This is a genomic window from Melghiribacillus thermohalophilus, from assembly GCF_004342905.1.
In the GTDB taxonomy this organism is placed as follows: Bacteria; Bacillota; Bacilli; order Bacillales; family Alkalibacillaceae; genus Melghiribacillus; species Melghiribacillus thermohalophilus.
The window spans coordinates 16218-32808 of the sequence record NZ_SMAN01000012.1 but is presented as its reverse complement, the minus strand read 5'-3'; the positions used below and the strand labels follow the sequence as shown (position 1 = coordinate 32808).

The following is a 16591-nucleotide window of genomic DNA, read 5'->3' as shown; positions in this document are numbered from 1 at the left end:
AAAGTAGAAAAGTCTAGCTGACTATAGATAAACAAACCTCGATGTAGAAAAATGAAAAAGAACGCGACTTCCGTTATCATATAAAAATGTTAAAGCTATGACAAAATGACAGGGCCGACTCTCAATAAAATTCACTCATGAGGCAGCCCATGTATGTTTTAAGATTTTTTTTAATGGGATGAAAATATATTCTGGCATTTTCGCCTACAAGTAGTAGTATAAAGGAGCGTGGTCAAAGTAAAAACCGGCTCTAGAAAATGAGCCGGAATTGGGAGGCGTCAGAAAAACGAGGGGTACAAACGGAGATATTTCAGGAATAACATATTAAATGGATAGGTGATCAAACCAGATTTGATCCACTGGGGTAAAGGTCATGTTATTTTTTTATTTTGTAACGGGGAATGCCTCCCTTTTACTTGATTATGTTATAACATGAACCCAGAATAAAATGCGAATCTAAGAAATGGGTAAAATTTTTGTCGAATGACCCTAGTTTTTTAAAAATTTCTATAGGAATTATGAAAAAACTGAGCCTAAAAATTAAAAAACTACAAAAAAAATAAAAAATTTTTTGGGGGAAAATAAGGATTTTTCGATTCGATTCGAGAAGATTAGATAAAGTGATTCGACTAAATTGGACTAATTTTTATGGTTAGACACAGGATTAATTGAATAAATTTTTGGTAAAGATTTTTATTTTTAAAAACAAATAACCATATGATTATATTATAATAAGTATGGAATTCTTAAAACTGTCATTCGACAAGTGCCTGGCACCTGTCGAAGGGGGTGAAAGTATTTATGGAATTTGAAAATCTGGCGGGGAAACTGAAGGCATTAAGTGAACCAACTCGATTAAAAATCATTGGACTTTTGAAAGTTAGAGATTGCTGTGTATGTGAACTTGTACCTGTGTTTGGCATTTCTCAGCCAGCGATTTCAAAACATATGTTCCGGTTGAAATCTGCTGGTCTCGTGAAAGAGGAGCGCCGGGGGAAGTGGGTGTTCTACTCATTGAATAAAGAAGCATTTAAAGAATTGGGTTTTGATCTATCCGTACTTCCTGATCTTACGAATGAACTGAAAGCTATTGAGGATCAGGGCAGCAGTGTTCAGTGCAACATTCTAGAACAGGCTTAAAGATTATTCGACAGGTGACAGGCACTAATCAAATAACAGGATTTGTTGAGAGGATGAAGAAACATTGGCAAAACCGATTGCAAAACGTTTATCGATTTTGGACAGATATTTAACGTTATGGATTTTTACGGCGATGGCAGCCGGGATTATCATCGGAAATATAGCACCTGAATTTGTGGACTTTCTGAACCAGTTTCAAATGGGCACAACGTCCATTCCGATTGCTATCGGGCTGATGATCATGATGTACCCACCTCTGGCCAAAGTAAAATATGAAAAGCTGGGGGAAGTGTTCAAGGATGTTAAAATCCTTGGCCTTTCATTATTCCAAAACTGGGTGATCGGTCCCACCCTTATGTTTGTTCTGGCCATTATCTTTTTACGTGATTATCCGGAGTATATGGTTGGGTTAATCATTATTGGACTTGCCCGCTGTATTGCAATGGTCATTGTCTGGAATGACCTTTCGAAGGGGAGTACAGAGTATGCAGCCGGACTGGTAGCGTTTAACTCCATATTCCAGGTGTTCTTTTATTCGGTTTATACCTATTTATTTGTCACGTTGTTCCCGAAATGGCTCGGACTTGAAAGTATGGTTATTGATATTTCCATGGCTGAGGTGGCCAAAAGTGTCTTTATCTATTTAGGGATTCCGTTCATTGCGGGTATGATTACCAGGTTTGTCTTCGTGAAGACAAAAAGCCATAACTGGTATGAAACCAAATTTGTGCCCAAAATCAGCCCGTTAACACTGGTTGCTCTATTGTTTACGATTGTGGTGATGTTTTCGCTGAAAGCGGATATGATTGTGGAACTGCCGTTTGACGTGGTGCGGATAGCAATACCACTGCTCATTTATTTTGTGGTGATGTTTTTCATTTCATTTTTTATGGGGAAAAAGGCAGGGGCTGATTACTCTGTCAGCACTACGCTATCGTTTACCGCAGCCAGCAACAACTTTGAACTGGCCATTGCGGTTGCAGTAGGCGTCTTCGGAATTCACTCCGGAGCAGCCTTTGCAGCTGTTATTGGGCCCTTAGTGGAAGTGCCGGTAATGCTGGCACTGGTCAATGTAGCATTCTGGTTGCGCAGGAAATATTTCCCGACAGGTGACAGGCACATTTAACGAGAGTTGGCAGGTAGACTGGGCTCAATCCCGTTCAGGCTAACAGGATCATTCGACAGGTGACCGGCACCCTCAGGAGGAAGCTGGGCTATCAAGAAGTAATTACCATTCGACAGGAGACAGGCACCACTAGGCACCACTTGATTTAGGAAAGGAGAGTTTCTATGATGAAGAAACCGATGATTTATTTTCTGTGTACGGGGAATTCCTGCCGGAGCCAGATGGCGGAAGGCTGGGCGAAACATCTGGCCGGGGATCGGGCAGAAGTCTACAGTGCAGGGGTGGAAACCCATGGACTCAACCCCCGTGCTGTGGAGGCGATGAAACAGGCCGGGGTGGACATCAGCGGACATCAATCTGAGCTCATTGACCTCGATCTGTTAAATCGAGCAGATTATGTCATTACCCTGTGTGGGGACGCTAATGACAGGTGCCCGGCAACACCGCCACATGTAAACCGGATACACTGGGGATTTGAAGACCCAGCAAAAGCTACGGGTACTGAAGAAGAGATCATGACAAAATTTGCAGAAGTACGTGATCAAATCAAGGACCGCATTGAGATGTTTTTAAAAAATGAACTTGAAATGTGAGGGTTCGAATGCGAAAAATGAAATTGTCCAATGGCAGGGTAGTGGAGGTCGAGTGTTTAAGCTGTGCCATTGTGAACGGGATTGTGGAGCCTGATGGAGGGACCATAGTGGAGTCAGCCCATTTTCATGCCCATCAGGATGTGGCTTACCCCATAAAAGGGCTAGTCATACTAGCCTCTAGACGGCATGTGAAAACCTTTGATCAGCTGACGGATGAAGAAGCGGCAGACTATATCCGGATTCTTCGCAGGATCCGGGAAGCTCAGCGCAACGTATTGGGAATCGAGAATGTATATTACTTCTACAACGAAGATACCACCCACCATTTTCACACCTGGATGGTTCCCCGTTATGAGTGGATGTATGAATTTGGCCGCTCAGTTGAGTCAGTCCGTCCGGTTCTGCTTCATGCCAGAAAACATATGAATGGTGAACAACATGTTCAGGGCGTCAGAAAAGCCATTCAGCTGCTGCAAAAAGAATTACAGGCAGCACCATAAAAAAGTCGACATCTCCTCAAAAAGGGATGTCGACTTTTTCATACTCGGACTTCATCGTGTATGGAACAAAAACCAGCGCATGCATTAAATGTTTTCCAAATTCCAACAGCTCAATCTATCGCTCCCCGGCCACCACACCATTCATCCCAGGTCAACAGCGACCAGTCCCGTACCGTGTTTAGCCGAACAAATTTGTTATATTCCTTTTCTGAAAAATTCGGGCGCAATTCGGCACGAAAACTGTTGTGGAGTCGGGTGGAACCGATGTCCTTCTCTGTATAAAGGGGATTCGGATTATCATTCCATAAGTCTTCAGCACCAGCCGGTTCGACTTTCGACATTTCACCACTCCTAAAATTCAGAATATTTATTCCATTATATACCTATATGAAAGCGCTCACTATAAAATGGCTGCAATATCAGAAAATCTGCAGCTATATTTCATGAAGCGAATGAATGAAGAATGTTTTTTAAACAAGGTAAAAGAGTAAGACGGTTTACAACTAAATAGGGTAGGGGGTATAATAAAATCAAACTCATTGATAATGATTTTCAATAAAAGGGAAGTAGTTGTCATTTGAATTTTTCAACGTTATGGATAAGGAGAGGGCCGGCATGAATCTCTTTGACATAAAAGAAGGAGAAAAAGTGACCATTACTAGCATGAACGGACTCCAAGACAGGGTTCGACGCCGTTTGCAGCATTTAGGGCTAATGGAGGGTTCTGAAATTTGCTATCAGTGCAAGGTTCCCTTTGGCGGACCATGTATTCTGGCAACAGAGAATCAAAAAATTGGGATCCGCCGAAAAGATGCTGCCTGTATTCAGGTGAGGAAATCATGTTGACTTATGCGTTATTTGGAAATCCCAATACAGGGAAAACCTCATTGTTTAATCAATTGACCGGATCTTATCAGACTGTGGGGAACTGGGCTGGTGTCACGGTCGAAAAAAAGATCGGAAAACTGAAAGGAAACCAGGGGGAGCTCATTGACCTCCCTGGCATATATACCCTCAACCCTTTATCTGAAGATGAAACAGTTGCGATGAACTTTCTGCTGCAGGAGTCTTTTGAAGGTGCCGTCAATATTGTGGATGCATCGCATTTAGACAAAAATTTATATTTAACCGTGCAACTTCTGGAATTTGGCAAGCCGCTGGTGATTGGCTTAAATATGGTAGATGTGGCGAAACGCCGGGGGATCGATGTAGATGCTCAAAAACTTGAAGAAGTGCTTGGTATTCCCGTAGTCCCTATTATTGCCCGAAGCGGACAGGGCTTAGATCAGCTTCAGACTTATCTGGCACAGCTATCAGATAAGTCTAGACGGGCTCTGAGGCTCAATTATGGGGATGCTGTGGAACAGGCAATCGAAAACATCGAGGCGAATATACCTGATGATAGCCATAACCGCCGCTGGCTTGCCCTTCAATTTTTAGAAGGCAATCCGATCGTTGAAAAATATTTATCTGAAAACATATCGATGGATGCTTTAAATCGTTTTAAACAGCAGGCAGAAAAACTGCTGAATGGACGATCTTTATATCAGCATATCCAAACGGTTCGGCAGGAGTTTGTTCAAGATGTGATGAAAAAAACAGTCCGTAAAGGCAAAGCTAATGTTCTCCTGTCGGAACGGCTGGATCAGGTATTGACCCATCGGATTTTTGGTATCCCTATTTTTCTTGGACTTATGTTTCTGATTTTTCAATTGACGTTTGACTGGCTGGGCACGCCCTTATCGGATGCACTGGATTCCTTTTTTGCCGGACCGTTGACAGGGTGGCTGGAGGCACTCCTTGGGGCTATGGATGCCACCGTATTTATTCACCGGTTAATCATCGATGGGATTGTTGCAGGTGTAGGCGGGGTACTTGTGTTCGTCCCGCAGATTTTCATTTTGTTTTTCTTCATTTCAATAATAGAAGATTCGGGGTATATGGCCCGGGTAGCCGTCCTAATGGACCGGGTGATGGAAAAGATTGGACTAAACGGAAAGGCGTTTATCCCGATGATTATTGGGTTTGGCTGTAATGTCCCTGCCGTGATGGCAACGAGAAGTATAGAGCAACCGAAAGAACGCCTCATCACGATGCTGCTGTCTCCGTTGATGTCCTGCTCAGCCCGGCTGCCAGTTTATGCTTTGTTTGCCGGTGCTTTTTTTGCCGAGAATCAGGGAATCGTAGTCCTATCCCTTTATGTACTGGGAATCATACTTGCCTTTGCACTGGCTAAACTGCTGTCATCAACGATTTTGAGAAATGAAGGGTCTTTTTTTGTGGTCGAATTGCCGCCATATCATACACCGCAGGTAAGATCCTTAATTCGCAGCACCTGGGAAAAGGGGAAAGGCTTTATCAAAAAGGCAGGTACCATCATTTTTGCGGGGACGGTGTTGATCTGGCTCCTGTCGTACACAGGACCAACTGGCATGGATGTTTCGATTGATGAAAGTTTTCTGGCAGTGTCAGGTCAATGGGTTGCCCCCCTTTTAGCCCCCATTGGTTTTGGTACGTGGGAAGCCGGAGTTGCGTTAATGACAGGTGCCCTGGCTAAGGAAGTCATTATATCCACGATGAACATCATTTACTTTGTTCCGGACGTGGATACCCTTAAGGGAGTAATTATGGCCAGCTTCACACCACTTCAAGCATACAGTTTTATGGCATTTGTGCTTCTGTATATGCCATGTATTGCCACAGTCGCAGTCATTCGAAAAGAGTCCCATTCCCTGAAATGGACGCTCTTTTCTCTCGTGTACGGGCTCGTTCTGGCCTATCTGGTATCCCTGGTGATTTATCAAGTGGGGCAACTGCTAGGATTTTAAAAGGGAAGAGGTTTTTGAAATGTTCATCAGTATTTTCCTTGGGGTTATGATATTTGGCTATGCAGCCTGGCACTTGTACCGGTTCTGGAAAAAGAGCCACGAAGAAGGGCCCTGTGGAACCTGTTCATTAAAAGACAGCTGTCAGTCCGGCTGTTCCATTGTTTCTCCGGAACAAAGACAGGAATATTTGAAGAAGATGAAAAAGGAAAACCAGCCGCTCGATAAAGCTAAAAAAGAGGAGAAAGAATCTTGACATCCTGTTCATTACTTGATTATATATAGGTAATCGATGTTAGGAGGAAATTTGTTTGAAAGTCGTTGTTCTTAACTAACTAAACGAATTGAATAAGGCTTTGTTACTCCTGATATGTCCCTGTAAAAAAATTGTGCAGCAAGGACAAGGACTTGCTATGCCCAAAACAGGTGAAGGGCTTTAGAAAGGGACCGGTTTTTGGACAAAGCCATGGTTAAGAACAGCGGTAAATTCCATGGATCTTAAAAAACTAGTTTACGTCATGGTACCGTGCTGTTTCGCACGGTTTTTTCACGTCTTAAAGATCGATTTTCAGACCTTTTAGGCAGGGATGGGACCAATGCTGTTCTGTCCCTGTCTTTTTTATGAAAAATACATGAGGAGGAATATCTCAATGAATTTTTTTGACCTGGTTAATATTTCAGAGAAGTATATGAAGGTGATTAACCCTTCATCTCCAGAAAAAATCTTGAAAGTAGGAGAAATTGTGAAGGTTGACCAGTCTTCAAGGGTGCTGGATGTAGGGGCAGGTTTTGGTGAAACACTCGCATTATGGGGAAAACATTTTCAAATAAGCGGTATTGGAGTGGATATCCGGCCATATGCCAGAGAACGGGCTGAAGCAAGGTTTAAAGAACTAAACCTGGAGGATCGGCTGGAATTTGTCTGTATGGACGGGAAGCAATTTAAAACGGATGAAAAGTTTGACGTGGTCGCCTGTCTTGGAGCTACTTTTATTTATGGAGATTTCAAAAGAACCCTTCAAACCCTGGAAGCTATGATGAAGGATGAAGGACGTGCAGTAATTGGTGAGCGATATTTGTCAAGAAGTGATGCACCAGAATCACTTCAGAAGGAAGCCCAGACTGAATATGAACTTCTGAAGGATATTCGAGAATCAGGGTTTGAGCTGGAGTATATTATTCGCTCTTCTCAGGATGAGTGGGACCGGTATATTTGTGACAACTGGTATGGCCTGATCAAATGGCTGGAACATCATCCAGATCACCCCGAAAAACAGGAGGTGCTCGATTTTTTACATGAACATCAGGCGGATTATCTTCAGTTTGAGAGAGAGTTTACAGGCTGGGCTATCTATATTATGCGAAAAAGTTTATGCTAGATGACCGTATCACCGGAATTAAAGCAAAACCCTCGTTATCTGAAAAAGGTAACGAGGGTTTAAATCTTGATATGTCCAAAAGTTTGCCTGGCTGCTTATTCCTTTGCAGCAGCGAGCTGTTCCCTTAATTCTTTCAGTTCTTCCTCCATGTGCTGCAATGTTTTTTCCAGAGGTGATACGTTGCCTCCAATAGACTCTACTTTGTCAAGGTCGCCCTGAATCCGGATATAGTCCATTTTCAGCTCGGCGATTTTTTGTTCCAGTTCTTTACGGTTCATGGTACACACCCCATTTATGATGGTCTGTTTTTATTGTAGTAGATGAGTCATGAAAAGGAAAGAAAAAGGAATGGCAGTTCCCTCTTTTCCTTAAACAGGTAAAAGCAGCCCGCACCTGATGATTTTTCTGTCATAGAACAATAGAGTGGCGAGGTAAAGGGGGGAGAAAAGGTTCAACATTTTGTAAAAATATTTTTATTGATTGGGGATGAAATCGGGAATAACTGAAATGAAGACCTTATAAATGAGGGAAAGGAGCTAATGACCGTGTACCAGGCAGATGAATGGTTGATCCATCATCAGTTTATTGATCAGGATCTGGGATGTTGTCGAGGCTGTGGAAGAGGACTGAAAACCGAGGAAGAATACAAAATGAAATTATGTAACCATTGTTATAAGAGAGGAATCCAGATCAAACATTAGGAAAAAAAGTGCCTGGCATTTACTCATTTGAGATGCCAGGCCGTTTTTTGACGTTAGTAACAATTCGAATCAACACATAAAATACCATGGCATTGAGCCAAAAGTATCCGAAATGAACACTGGTTGCCGATCGAATGTTTGTAAGCTAAATAGCTGCCACTTGTATTCAGGAAGTTCTGAGCCATAAAAGGTGATGAATTGAAAGGGAAGTCCGAATCGATATCCATTCTCTTGAACCAGAGTGTCATCCGAAACAAAGATGAACAAGAATGATAGGATTACGCTTAAGATCAAGGTATATTTGCGGTTCATTCCATCACAGCCCGACTCAATCATCTACTATCTCTAAAACAAGAGAATCACAAACGGGCTGATATCCGATTCTAGTATAAATTTTATTAGAAGTTGGATTCGCTAGATCAGTGTACAGGAAACAGAAGGTATAATCGTTTAATATTTCCCGGCTCAGGTGTTTGACCAGAGAAGAGGCGTATCCTTTCTTACGCTCTTCAATAGGAGTATATACGAGAGAAACGGTCTGTCCATGGTCAGTTTTTCTAGTTCGAGCGGCCATGGCGACCGGCTTGTGTTTCACTTCCCATAAATAAAGAGACCCCTCTTGTACTCTATGCTCGGCTAATTGAGCCGCTTCCTCCCTTGAGAGGGGACGTTCTGGCGTTTCTCTATTGAAAGCAAGCACCCAATCTTCTAAAAATGACAGATCTTCTTTTGTCGCCATCCGCATACTTCCTTCACTTTCCGGAATATCTTCAACTTCGGACAGCTGATAAATCCGCTGCTTCATTCCTAACTTGTAATCCTGTCCGCTAATCTTTTTCCAGGATTCTGCGAATACAGAGACCTGATGTTTTTCTCCGATCAGACTGGGAATCTTGACCTTAGAAGCGGCCAGTTTTTTTGCAGCAAACTCAGCTGTACGGGCTATCTGATCTGCGTCATGGAATGTTACAATCAAATGATGAGGAGGCGTCATGAAAAAAGACCCGAGGATCTTTTGTTTATTCTCGACGGTGGCCATCAGGATATCCCCAAGATCATGCTGATTCAGAAGGCGGTTTAACACACCAATGGGAAGATTATGACAGGCTTCATGTTTTAGCAACAAAGGTTTAACTTTACGATCAAATTCTGTGGCACGTTCATATTTCATCCAGCGCATCATTTCAGCTCCTTTTAGCCATATTAACAGGATGATCCGAGGGTTACAACCCCATAAAAGCAGGAATGAGCAGCCGCATATAGACCCGCATCGTGAAGCTAAGGAAGATAAATGATAGAGCGTAAATACCGAACAGCAGATATACGAAGTCAACGGATTGGACCCGTTCTTTCGGCAATTTTTCCTTCAAAATGAATACTGGAATGACAAAGAGGGCACCAAGGGTTCCAATCAAACTGAAAATAACCGAAAGAGTATTTAAATCCAGCATACTTAATAAAAATCCAGCCAGATAGATGATCAAAAATGGAATGACATAGCCCCCGAATTGAGCGAACACCGCTTTCAAGCTGACATCAGCTTTCATCATGTAGAGGGCGCCATACACTGCTCCTGCCACCACCAACTGCATAGCGAAAATTGCGAGAAGTGGCATCACGAAAAATTGAAAAAACGGCACATTTCCAAACAGCGGATGATTCAATGATATGAAAACAAATAGTGAAACCATGAATCCAAATAGTCCCATAGTGATCATGCCATATATAAAGCCTTCTTCGTTCAGGTTTTTGGCATTTGAGGGCTGTTTGAAGTAGGTCAACAAATATTGAGCGTACCCATTCAAGCTAGTGGATTTCGAGGACTCATCTGCAGGTTTGTCTAAAGGTGACAGACCTTCCTCTGTCTCATCCATCGCTTTTTTCAGTGAAGTCCCACAGTTAAAACAAAATAACTCTTCATCTACTTCCTGTCCGCAGTTTGGACACTTCATGTTCATCCCCCCAAAAGATTTTTTATTTTATTGCCCTAATCAGACATATAAGCTTAATTCGACAATGATTGCACAACTTCCTTTTACACTGAAAATTTTTCGGCAGGGAACCAATCATTTTGCACATTCTTGTCTTTTTCTTTTTTTTAAAAATCATTATTCCACTATATATTTGTAAAGTTCACATAGGATTGTTAAAATGTTTTTGATGTTCTCTAGTCATGCTCTCAGCAAAGCGAGGGAAGCAATATGAAGGAAACATGGTTTTTTATAGATACAGATATTCAGACACCTGCTTTTAACATGGCTCTTGATGAAGCGCTTTTAAACTGGCACAGTCAGGGGTTGATCCCGCCGGTATTGCGCTTTTATCAGTGGAAGCCGGCAGGTTTGTCCCTCGGGTATTTTCAAAAAATCCAGGGGAAAATACGTGTGGAAGCCGTTGAAAAGCACGGGTTTGATATGGTGCGCAGGCTGACCGGCGGAAGGGCGGTGCTCCATGACCATGAGCTCACCTATAGTGTGGTGGTCAGCGAGGAGCATGAAAAAATGCCGAAAACGGTCACGGAGGCTTACCGAGTGATTTCCCAGGGCATTTTGGAAGGCTACCGCAACCTTGGCATTCAGGCAGAGTTTTCGATACCGGAACGTAAACTGGGGAAAAACAGTTCGGCGGTCTGTTTTGAAGAGCCTTCCTGGTATGAACTTGTGATTGATGGGAAAAAAGCAGCGGGAAGTGCCCAGACGAGACAAAAGGGGGTCATTCTCCAGCATGGTTCTGTTCCCATCAGCATGGATACCGAAGTTCTTTTCGATCTGTTTGAGTATTCCAGTGACAAGATACGGCAGCGCGCGAAGGAGAAGTTTGCGGAAAGGGCGATTACGATTGAAGAAGTACTGAAACGAGAGGTGCCGGTCGAAGAAGTGAAAGATGCCTTTTATGAAGGCTTCCGTTCAGGATTGGGTATCGAGCTTCAACCATTTGAGTTAACCAGTGAACAGCTGGAAGAGGTTCAAAATTTGGCTGACACCCGTTACAGCACGGATGCCTGGACTTACAAACGGGAGAAAGCAGAAGGGGTGGTTTAAACATGAGCAAAAGAGAAGAATACGTACGCAAGCCGGAATGGCTTAAAATTAAATTAAACACGAATAAAAACTATACGGGTCTGAAGAAAATGATGCGGGAAAAACGCCTACATACGGTTTGTGAAGAGGCAAAGTGCCCCAACATTCATGAATGCTGGGCTGTTCGAAAAACGGCTACCTTTATGATTTTAGGTCGTATCTGTACCCGCGCCTGCCGATTCTGTGCCGTTCAGACCGGAAAACCGACGGAACTGGACTGGCAGGAGCCGGAACGCGTGGCAGAATCTGTTGAAATAATGGGACTTCGCCATGTGGTGGTCACAGCTGTAGCAAGGGATGATCTGGAAGATGGCGGAGCAGCCGTTTTTGCCGAAACCATACGGGCTATTCGCCGCCGCAATCCGGGCTGTACAGTTGAAGTACTGCCTTCAGACATGAAAGGAGATTATGAAAGCCTGCACACATTGATGGATGCGAAACCCGATATTTTCAATCACAATATTGAAACCGTCCGCCGCCTGACCCCAAGAGTCCGGGCAAAGGCGACCTATGACCGTTCACTTGAGCTTTTGAAGCGGGTGAAAGAAATTGCACCGGATACTCCGACGAAATCCAGCATCATGGTTGGTCTGGGGGAAACGAAAGAAGAAATCCTGGAAGCCATGGATGATCTTTTGGCCCATGATGTAGATATTTTAACCATTGGCCAGTACCTGCAGCCAACCCGCAAACACTTAAAAGTTGAACGCTATTACCGTCCGGAAGAATTTGCAGAGTTAAGCCGGATTGCCCGTGAAAAAGGGTTCAAACATTGTCAGGCTGGCCCCCTTGTCCGTTCGTCCTACCATGCGGATGAGCAGGTAAGCGAAGCAGCCAAGCGCAGAAGGGAACAATACGAAAAGCATTATATTCAAAAAGCGGCTGATCAAAGCTAATTGAGTTCATTGGTTTTCCGTCAATGTTGTGCCGTTTCTGGCTGTCAAAGCCGTTCATGTAAATCGTATACTTTATTCTGGTTCAGCAAGTTACTAACGTCTGGAACATGATGGTCCAGGCGTTTTTATATGAACCTCGATGGAAAAAGAATTGACAAAATGGGCCGATCTTTACTTTTAGTGTCAGACATGTCTTTTTTGTTTTTGTGTAAGTCTGTGCTTCACAGGTGAAATGAAGGATCATTTCACAGTATGTCAGGCAAGTTATGTTCTTCACCAGACATTTGACGGACATTTTCACAGTATGCAAGGCAGGATATGTCTCCCACATGCCAAATAAAGGACACAATCAATATATGTAAGACAGGCTTTGTCCTTCATCGGCCATATGCAAAACATGTTTCTCGGGTATTCGTCTTGATTTGTCTTTTGATGAACTTCGTGTGGGATAAAACTTTGTGGCTCAGCGTGATTGGTTGCTGAGGAGCTTGGTTATAGATGGGATGCCATTTTTAAGTCTTGATTTGTCCTTCACCCTCTAAAATGAAAAGGGATATTTCTTTTCCAGACATACCGGGTCTATTTGAATGAACATGCTGTGACACTGGTGTATCGTTTGTGTGTTCTTTCCCTCCTGACATGAATTTAACATTTAAATTTATTCATGTTTTAGCATATAATACAAGTAGGAGGAGGGATTATATGGAATTTTACTGGGCTGGATTTCTCTTCTGGTTTCTGTTAACGGTTTCTGTCATTACATTCATAGCAGCTTTCTGGAAACGATTATGGTGGTTGATGGCCGTAAGTGGATTAACGATGACGCCTGTTGCGGTGTATTTCAGTTTTTATCCTTTATATCCATGGGCCAAATTTGTTCCAGTCATTCATTTCGTTTTGGCAATTATATTTTTTATCAGCAATAGAAATGTTGGTCATCATTAAATCTGGTGCAGTTTACCAGATCCATTTTTTTTAACATCCCTCTCTTCAGGCTCCTGGCCCTTTCACCGAGTTTATTTCATGCAGCCGGTCAAATTGATCTTTATACACAATATGTCTACGGGAAAATTCAACGGGGCTTTCAATTCCGCTGGCTGCGGCCAGGTTGTACAATCCTTCCCTCAGGGAAACGAGGTAGTTGGTCACTCGATACGATTTTTCATCTATGCTTAAAGCTTTCTGCAAGTCAGGGTCAGTGGTTGCTACCCCTACTGGACAGTTATTTGTATGGCAAACCTGAGCCATGATGCAGCCGACGGTCACCATAAAAGCCCGAGCAATATGGACAAGGTCAGCTCCCATGGCCAGTGCTACCGCGATTCGGTCCGGCGTAAATAATTTTCCGGAAGCGATGATTTTTACTCGGTCACGCACACCAAATTTCGACAGTACATCGTGAACCAGTGGCAGGCCAGAACGGAGCGGCAGCCCGACACTGTCAGCCAGTTCCTGATAGGTGGCACCGGTTCCCCCTTCACCGCCGTCAACCGTTATAAAATCCGGGCCTTTCCCGGTTTCTTTCATGATGCGGGCCAGTTCTTCCAACTCGGAGCGGTGCCCTGCAACAATCTTAATTCCTGTCGGGAGCCCAGTAACCGACCGGATTTCCTCCACAAATTCAATCATTGATACTGTATCTGTAAATTCGTTGAACCGATTAGGGCTGTCAACGGATTGGTATGGTTCAAGGTTTCGGATTTTGGCGATTTCCGGCGTCACTTTTTCTGCTTCAATGTGTCCGCCTCTCGTTTTAGCTCCCTGTGCAAACTTCAGCTCTATCGCTTTCACCTGCTCCAGTTCGCTTTTTTTCTTCAATAACTCCCAGGAAAATTCGCCATCCTTCGTCCGGACTCCAAATAATCCGGGTCCAATTTGCATGATGAGATCCACATTACCTTTCAAGTGATAATCGGAAATGCCTCCTTCTCCGGTATTCATCCAGGTTCCCCCTGCACGTCCCAGCCCGGTGGATAATGCTTCAATAGCCCGTTCGCCTAGCGCTCCGTAGCTCATTCCAGACATACCGATTAACCCTTTCAGCCGGAAGGGATAGCGGCAGTTGGGACCAATCACAACAGCATCCTCATCGGTCAATAGATAGGGGTCAATCAACCTGTCCTCCCGATGTTCCTTTCGGGCGAATAATAGTTCTTTATCAATCTCATATACTTTTGTCATGATTTTTGGTTCCTGATCCATCCGAAGCTCATCGGATTGTTTTGGAAACATGGTGTTTTTTATGTAAAAGCCGGGTTCTTCAAAATTTCGTTTCGATCCAAATCCTAACAGACGTTTGTTGTACTTTGCTGGAATCACAATATCCTGGTAGTCTTTTCGTGAAAAAGGCTGACCATCATTGTCGTTGATAAACCAGTACTGGCGCAGTTCCGGCCCGATATGTTCCAAAAAGTATCGAATCCTTCCGATAATCGGGTAATTTCGGAGTACCGAATGGCTCTGCTGCCGGCGGTCAAAGAAAAAGAAATAAATCGCGAATAAACCAGGAATCAATAAAATGATCATAATAATGGTTGATAATATTTCACCCAACAGAAACATCCTCCTTCATATGGTCCTAACGTATGATTCGACTTTCTTCCTATAGAAACCTTTTTATCTAGACAAAAAGAAACCTTTTGCCTGTCAATTTAGCAAATCCCTCTTTACTTCCAGATCGAACAACAACTTTACCAATCAAACACCAATTTGTGTCAATCTTCTTAATTGATCAACAGAATATTATTTATGATTTCGAGGGCAACAATAAGGCAGCCGTCAATCATATTCCACCCATCAATCAACATGATATGTGTGAGGTTTGATAAATTTGAATATGAATTTGGGGGACGTGCACATATGTAACCCCCGTATGGATGTGAGCATACGGGGGTTATTACATCTGTCCAGTCAGCGTTTTTTCTTTTTTGTAGTCCATCCAGGTGAGCAAGAAAACGATTAAGAAGAAGAAACTGGACATGGCAAATACACTGCCGAGCTCCAGGGAGAACATTTGAGCTATGGAACCGAACAAAATGCCGCTCATCCCGATCCCCAGATCGATGGCAGAATAAAACATACCATTGGCGACTCCACTGCGTTCGACAGTCGTTTTAGAAATTACCCAGGCCTGCAGTCCGGGCATCATCGAACCGAATCCAATTCCGAATAATCCTCCGGAAAGGGCGAGCATCCAGGAATGATGGGCATACACAAGAATCCACATAGCCACAAACGCAATCAGCGAAGAACCCAGAATCAGAAGCCATGGCCCCTTTAAGTCATAAAACCTTCCGGACAGTGGACGGAAAATGGTCGCCATAATGGCATTCACCAGATAGAAAAGAAAAATATGTTCAATCCCCCGGTTTTCCCCAAAGATGACCAGGAACGTAATAATAGATCCATAGGCAAAGGTGGTCATCAGCGTCACAAAGGCCGGGTACCAGCTGTTTCTGTCAATCAATGATCCAAAAAAAGAAAATTTTGTATCCTTTATGGAAGTTTTCTGAACAGCCTCGGGTGTGCGAAAGGCCGTCAATGAAAACAGTATAAATCCTACTGTACCTAAAACTGCAGATATCATAATCAACAGGTTAAAGGAATAGTTTTGAAAAATAAAAATGCCGAGGCTGGGAGCAATAATCATTCCGATTGTAGCGGAAAGACCGAAGTATCCCATTCCTTCTCCAATTCTGCTTCTGGGAACTAAATCCACGCCCGCTGTCCCATTTACTGTTGTAGACCAGCCCCAGGCCACACCATGAATAAAACGCAAAAACAGAAGGAGGAAAATAATTTGAGTGAGCGGATACACCATCGTTAGTAAGAGTAACGACAACGAACCGATTAAAACGAGTTTTTTCCGAGTCTGGCTTTCCAGTAAAAAGCCGATATATGGCCGAATCATAATCGCCCCTATAGAAAACAGGGTTGTCACCAGACCGACCTGTGTCGCCGTAGCTCCGATATCTTCAATGTACGGGGGAAGGGTTGGAATAAGCATCTGAAAGCTCATAAACGTAAAGCCGTTCCCCAAAATTAACAAGACAAAGGGCAACGTCCACAATCTTGCATTCTGCTGCATATCGTTCTCCACCTTTTACATAAACATCATCTTGAACTAGAAAATGCCGCCCGATTGGTCAAAAAAGACAAACGGGCGACAGCTTTCATCCACTTTTTTATTGTCATATACAAACCATAGCACATTAATGGTCATTTGCCTATGAAAAATGGTTTGTAAAAAAATGTAATATATGATTCGTTAATAAACTTGTGCTACTGCAATATGGTAACATGGAGGGGAGGCAGTAAATCTCATTCAAATCATTCGTCATCAGTTAAATAA

At 43.2% G+C, this 16591-nt stretch carries 18 protein-coding genes; 12 read left to right on the top strand and 6 right to left on the bottom strand.

All coding sequences use genetic code 11. The features are described 5' to 3' along the window. Positions 1 to 801 precede the first annotated feature (801 nt). From EDD68_RS09315 to EDD68_RS09300, 4 genes are all read left to right on the top strand, one after another. Complete coding sequence (locus tag EDD68_RS09315) at positions 802 to 1140, top strand: ArsR/SmtB family transcription factor (protein ID WP_132371976.1); 339 nt, start codon at positions 802 to 804, stop codon at positions 1138 to 1140. A gap of 76 nt (positions 1141 to 1216) precedes the next feature. Then, entirely contained in the window at positions 1217 to 2266 is a 1050-nt protein-coding gene (gene arsB, locus EDD68_RS09310) for an ACR3 family arsenite efflux transporter (protein ID WP_279388253.1), read from the top strand. Positions 2267 to 2433: 167 nt separating this feature from the next. After that, positions 2434 to 2859, top strand: coding sequence for an arsenate reductase (thioredoxin) (gene arsC, locus EDD68_RS09305; protein WP_207902567.1), 426 nt, complete (start codon positions 2434 to 2436; stop codon positions 2857 to 2859). 8 nt (positions 2860 to 2867) lie between these two features. Further along, positions 2868 to 3359, top strand: coding sequence for an HIT family protein (locus EDD68_RS09300; protein WP_132371973.1), 492 nt, complete (start codon positions 2868 to 2870; stop codon positions 3357 to 3359). 110 nt (positions 3360 to 3469) lie between these two features. Here EDD68_RS09300 and EDD68_RS09295 read toward each other — a convergent pair whose 3' ends face one another. Then, positions 3470 to 3700 carry a hypothetical protein gene (locus EDD68_RS09295; protein WP_132371972.1) on the bottom strand — a complete coding sequence of 77 codons (231 nt, stop codon included), beginning with the start codon at positions 3698 to 3700 and terminating at the stop codon, positions 3470 to 3472. 274 nt (positions 3701 to 3974) lie between these two features. On the opposite strand from EDD68_RS09295, the gene EDD68_RS09290 reads away from it, so the two are divergent. From EDD68_RS09290 to EDD68_RS09275, 4 genes are all read left to right on the top strand, one after another. Next, positions 3975 to 4205: a FeoA family protein gene (locus EDD68_RS09290; RefSeq protein WP_207902566.1), complete on the top strand. Its 231-nt coding sequence runs from the start codon at positions 3975 to 3977 to the stop codon at positions 4203 to 4205. Beyond that, positions 4199 to 6187 carry a ferrous iron transport protein B gene (gene feoB / locus EDD68_RS09285; RefSeq protein ID WP_132371970.1) on the top strand — a complete coding sequence of 663 codons (1989 nt, stop codon included), beginning with the start codon at positions 4199 to 4201 and terminating at the stop codon, positions 6185 to 6187. The genes EDD68_RS09290 and feoB overlap by 7 nt, the downstream gene beginning before the upstream one ends. Positions 6188 to 6206: 19 nt before the next feature. Next, positions 6207 to 6440, top strand: a complete 234-nt coding sequence (locus EDD68_RS09280) for a FeoB-associated Cys-rich membrane protein (RefSeq protein ID WP_132371969.1) — start codon at positions 6207 to 6209, stop codon at positions 6438 to 6440. 394 nt (positions 6441 to 6834) lie between these two features. After that, the gene (locus EDD68_RS09275; RefSeq protein WP_165902126.1) at positions 6835 to 7563 is read left to right on the top strand and encodes an SAM-dependent methyltransferase; all 729 of its coding nucleotides are present in this window, start codon (positions 6835 to 6837) and stop codon (positions 7561 to 7563) included. A gap of 95 nt (positions 7564 to 7658) precedes the next feature. Here EDD68_RS09275 and EDD68_RS09270 read toward each other — a convergent pair whose 3' ends face one another. Continuing rightward, a complete protein-coding gene (locus tag EDD68_RS09270) occupies positions 7659 to 7841 on the bottom strand; it encodes an SE1832 family protein (RefSeq protein ID WP_132371967.1) in 183 nt (60 codons plus the stop codon). Between the two features lie 267 nt (positions 7842 to 8108). Between EDD68_RS09270 and EDD68_RS15240 the strand changes: the two genes are divergently transcribed. Next, on the top strand, positions 8109 to 8264 hold the full coding sequence (locus tag EDD68_RS15240; protein WP_165902125.1) for a hypothetical protein: 156 nt from the start codon (positions 8109 to 8111) through the stop codon (positions 8262 to 8264). Between the two features lie 328 nt (positions 8265 to 8592). On the opposite strand, the gene EDD68_RS09265 is transcribed toward EDD68_RS15240, so the two are convergent. Both EDD68_RS09265 and EDD68_RS09260 read right to left on the bottom strand, forming a co-directional pair. Beyond that, positions 8593 to 9444: a GNAT family N-acetyltransferase gene (locus EDD68_RS09265; protein ID WP_165902124.1), complete on the bottom strand. Its 852-nt coding sequence runs from the start codon at positions 9442 to 9444 to the stop codon at positions 8593 to 8595. 43 nt (positions 9445 to 9487) lie between these two features. After that, positions 9488 to 10216: a zinc ribbon domain-containing protein gene (locus tag EDD68_RS09260; protein WP_132371965.1), complete on the bottom strand. Its 729-nt coding sequence runs from the start codon at positions 10214 to 10216 to the stop codon at positions 9488 to 9490. A 249-nt stretch (positions 10217 to 10465) separates the two neighbouring features. Between EDD68_RS09260 and EDD68_RS09255 the strand changes: the two genes are divergently transcribed. The 3 genes from EDD68_RS09255 to EDD68_RS09245 all read left to right on the top strand — a co-directional run bounded on the left by EDD68_RS09255 (position 10466) and on the right by EDD68_RS09245 (position 13185). Beyond that, positions 10466 to 11305, top strand: coding sequence for a lipoate--protein ligase family protein (locus tag EDD68_RS09255; RefSeq protein ID WP_132371964.1), 840 nt, complete (start codon positions 10466 to 10468; stop codon positions 11303 to 11305). 2 nt (positions 11306 to 11307) lie between these two features. Further along, positions 11308 to 12240 carry a lipoyl synthase gene (gene lipA / locus EDD68_RS09250; RefSeq protein ID WP_132371963.1) on the top strand — a complete coding sequence of 311 codons (933 nt, stop codon included), beginning with the start codon at positions 11308 to 11310 and terminating at the stop codon, positions 12238 to 12240. 702 nt (positions 12241 to 12942) lie between these two features. After that, a complete protein-coding gene (locus EDD68_RS09245) occupies positions 12943 to 13185 on the top strand; it encodes a hypothetical protein (protein ID WP_132371962.1) in 243 nt (80 codons plus the stop codon). Between the two features lie 45 nt (positions 13186 to 13230). Here the strand turns inward: EDD68_RS09245 and EDD68_RS09240 are convergent, their stop codons facing one another. Together EDD68_RS09240 and EDD68_RS09235 are read right to left on the bottom strand one after the other, a co-directional pair. Next, on the bottom strand, positions 13231 to 14802 hold the full coding sequence (locus tag EDD68_RS09240) for an FMN-binding glutamate synthase family protein (protein WP_132371961.1): 1572 nt from the start codon (positions 14800 to 14802) through the stop codon (positions 13231 to 13233). Between the two features lie 334 nt (positions 14803 to 15136). Next, positions 15137 to 16327 (bottom strand): MFS transporter, encoded by a 1191-nt coding sequence (locus EDD68_RS09235; protein ID WP_132371960.1) that lies wholly within the window; start codon positions 16325 to 16327, stop codon positions 15137 to 15139. Between the last annotated feature and the right edge of the window lie 264 nt (positions 16328 to 16591).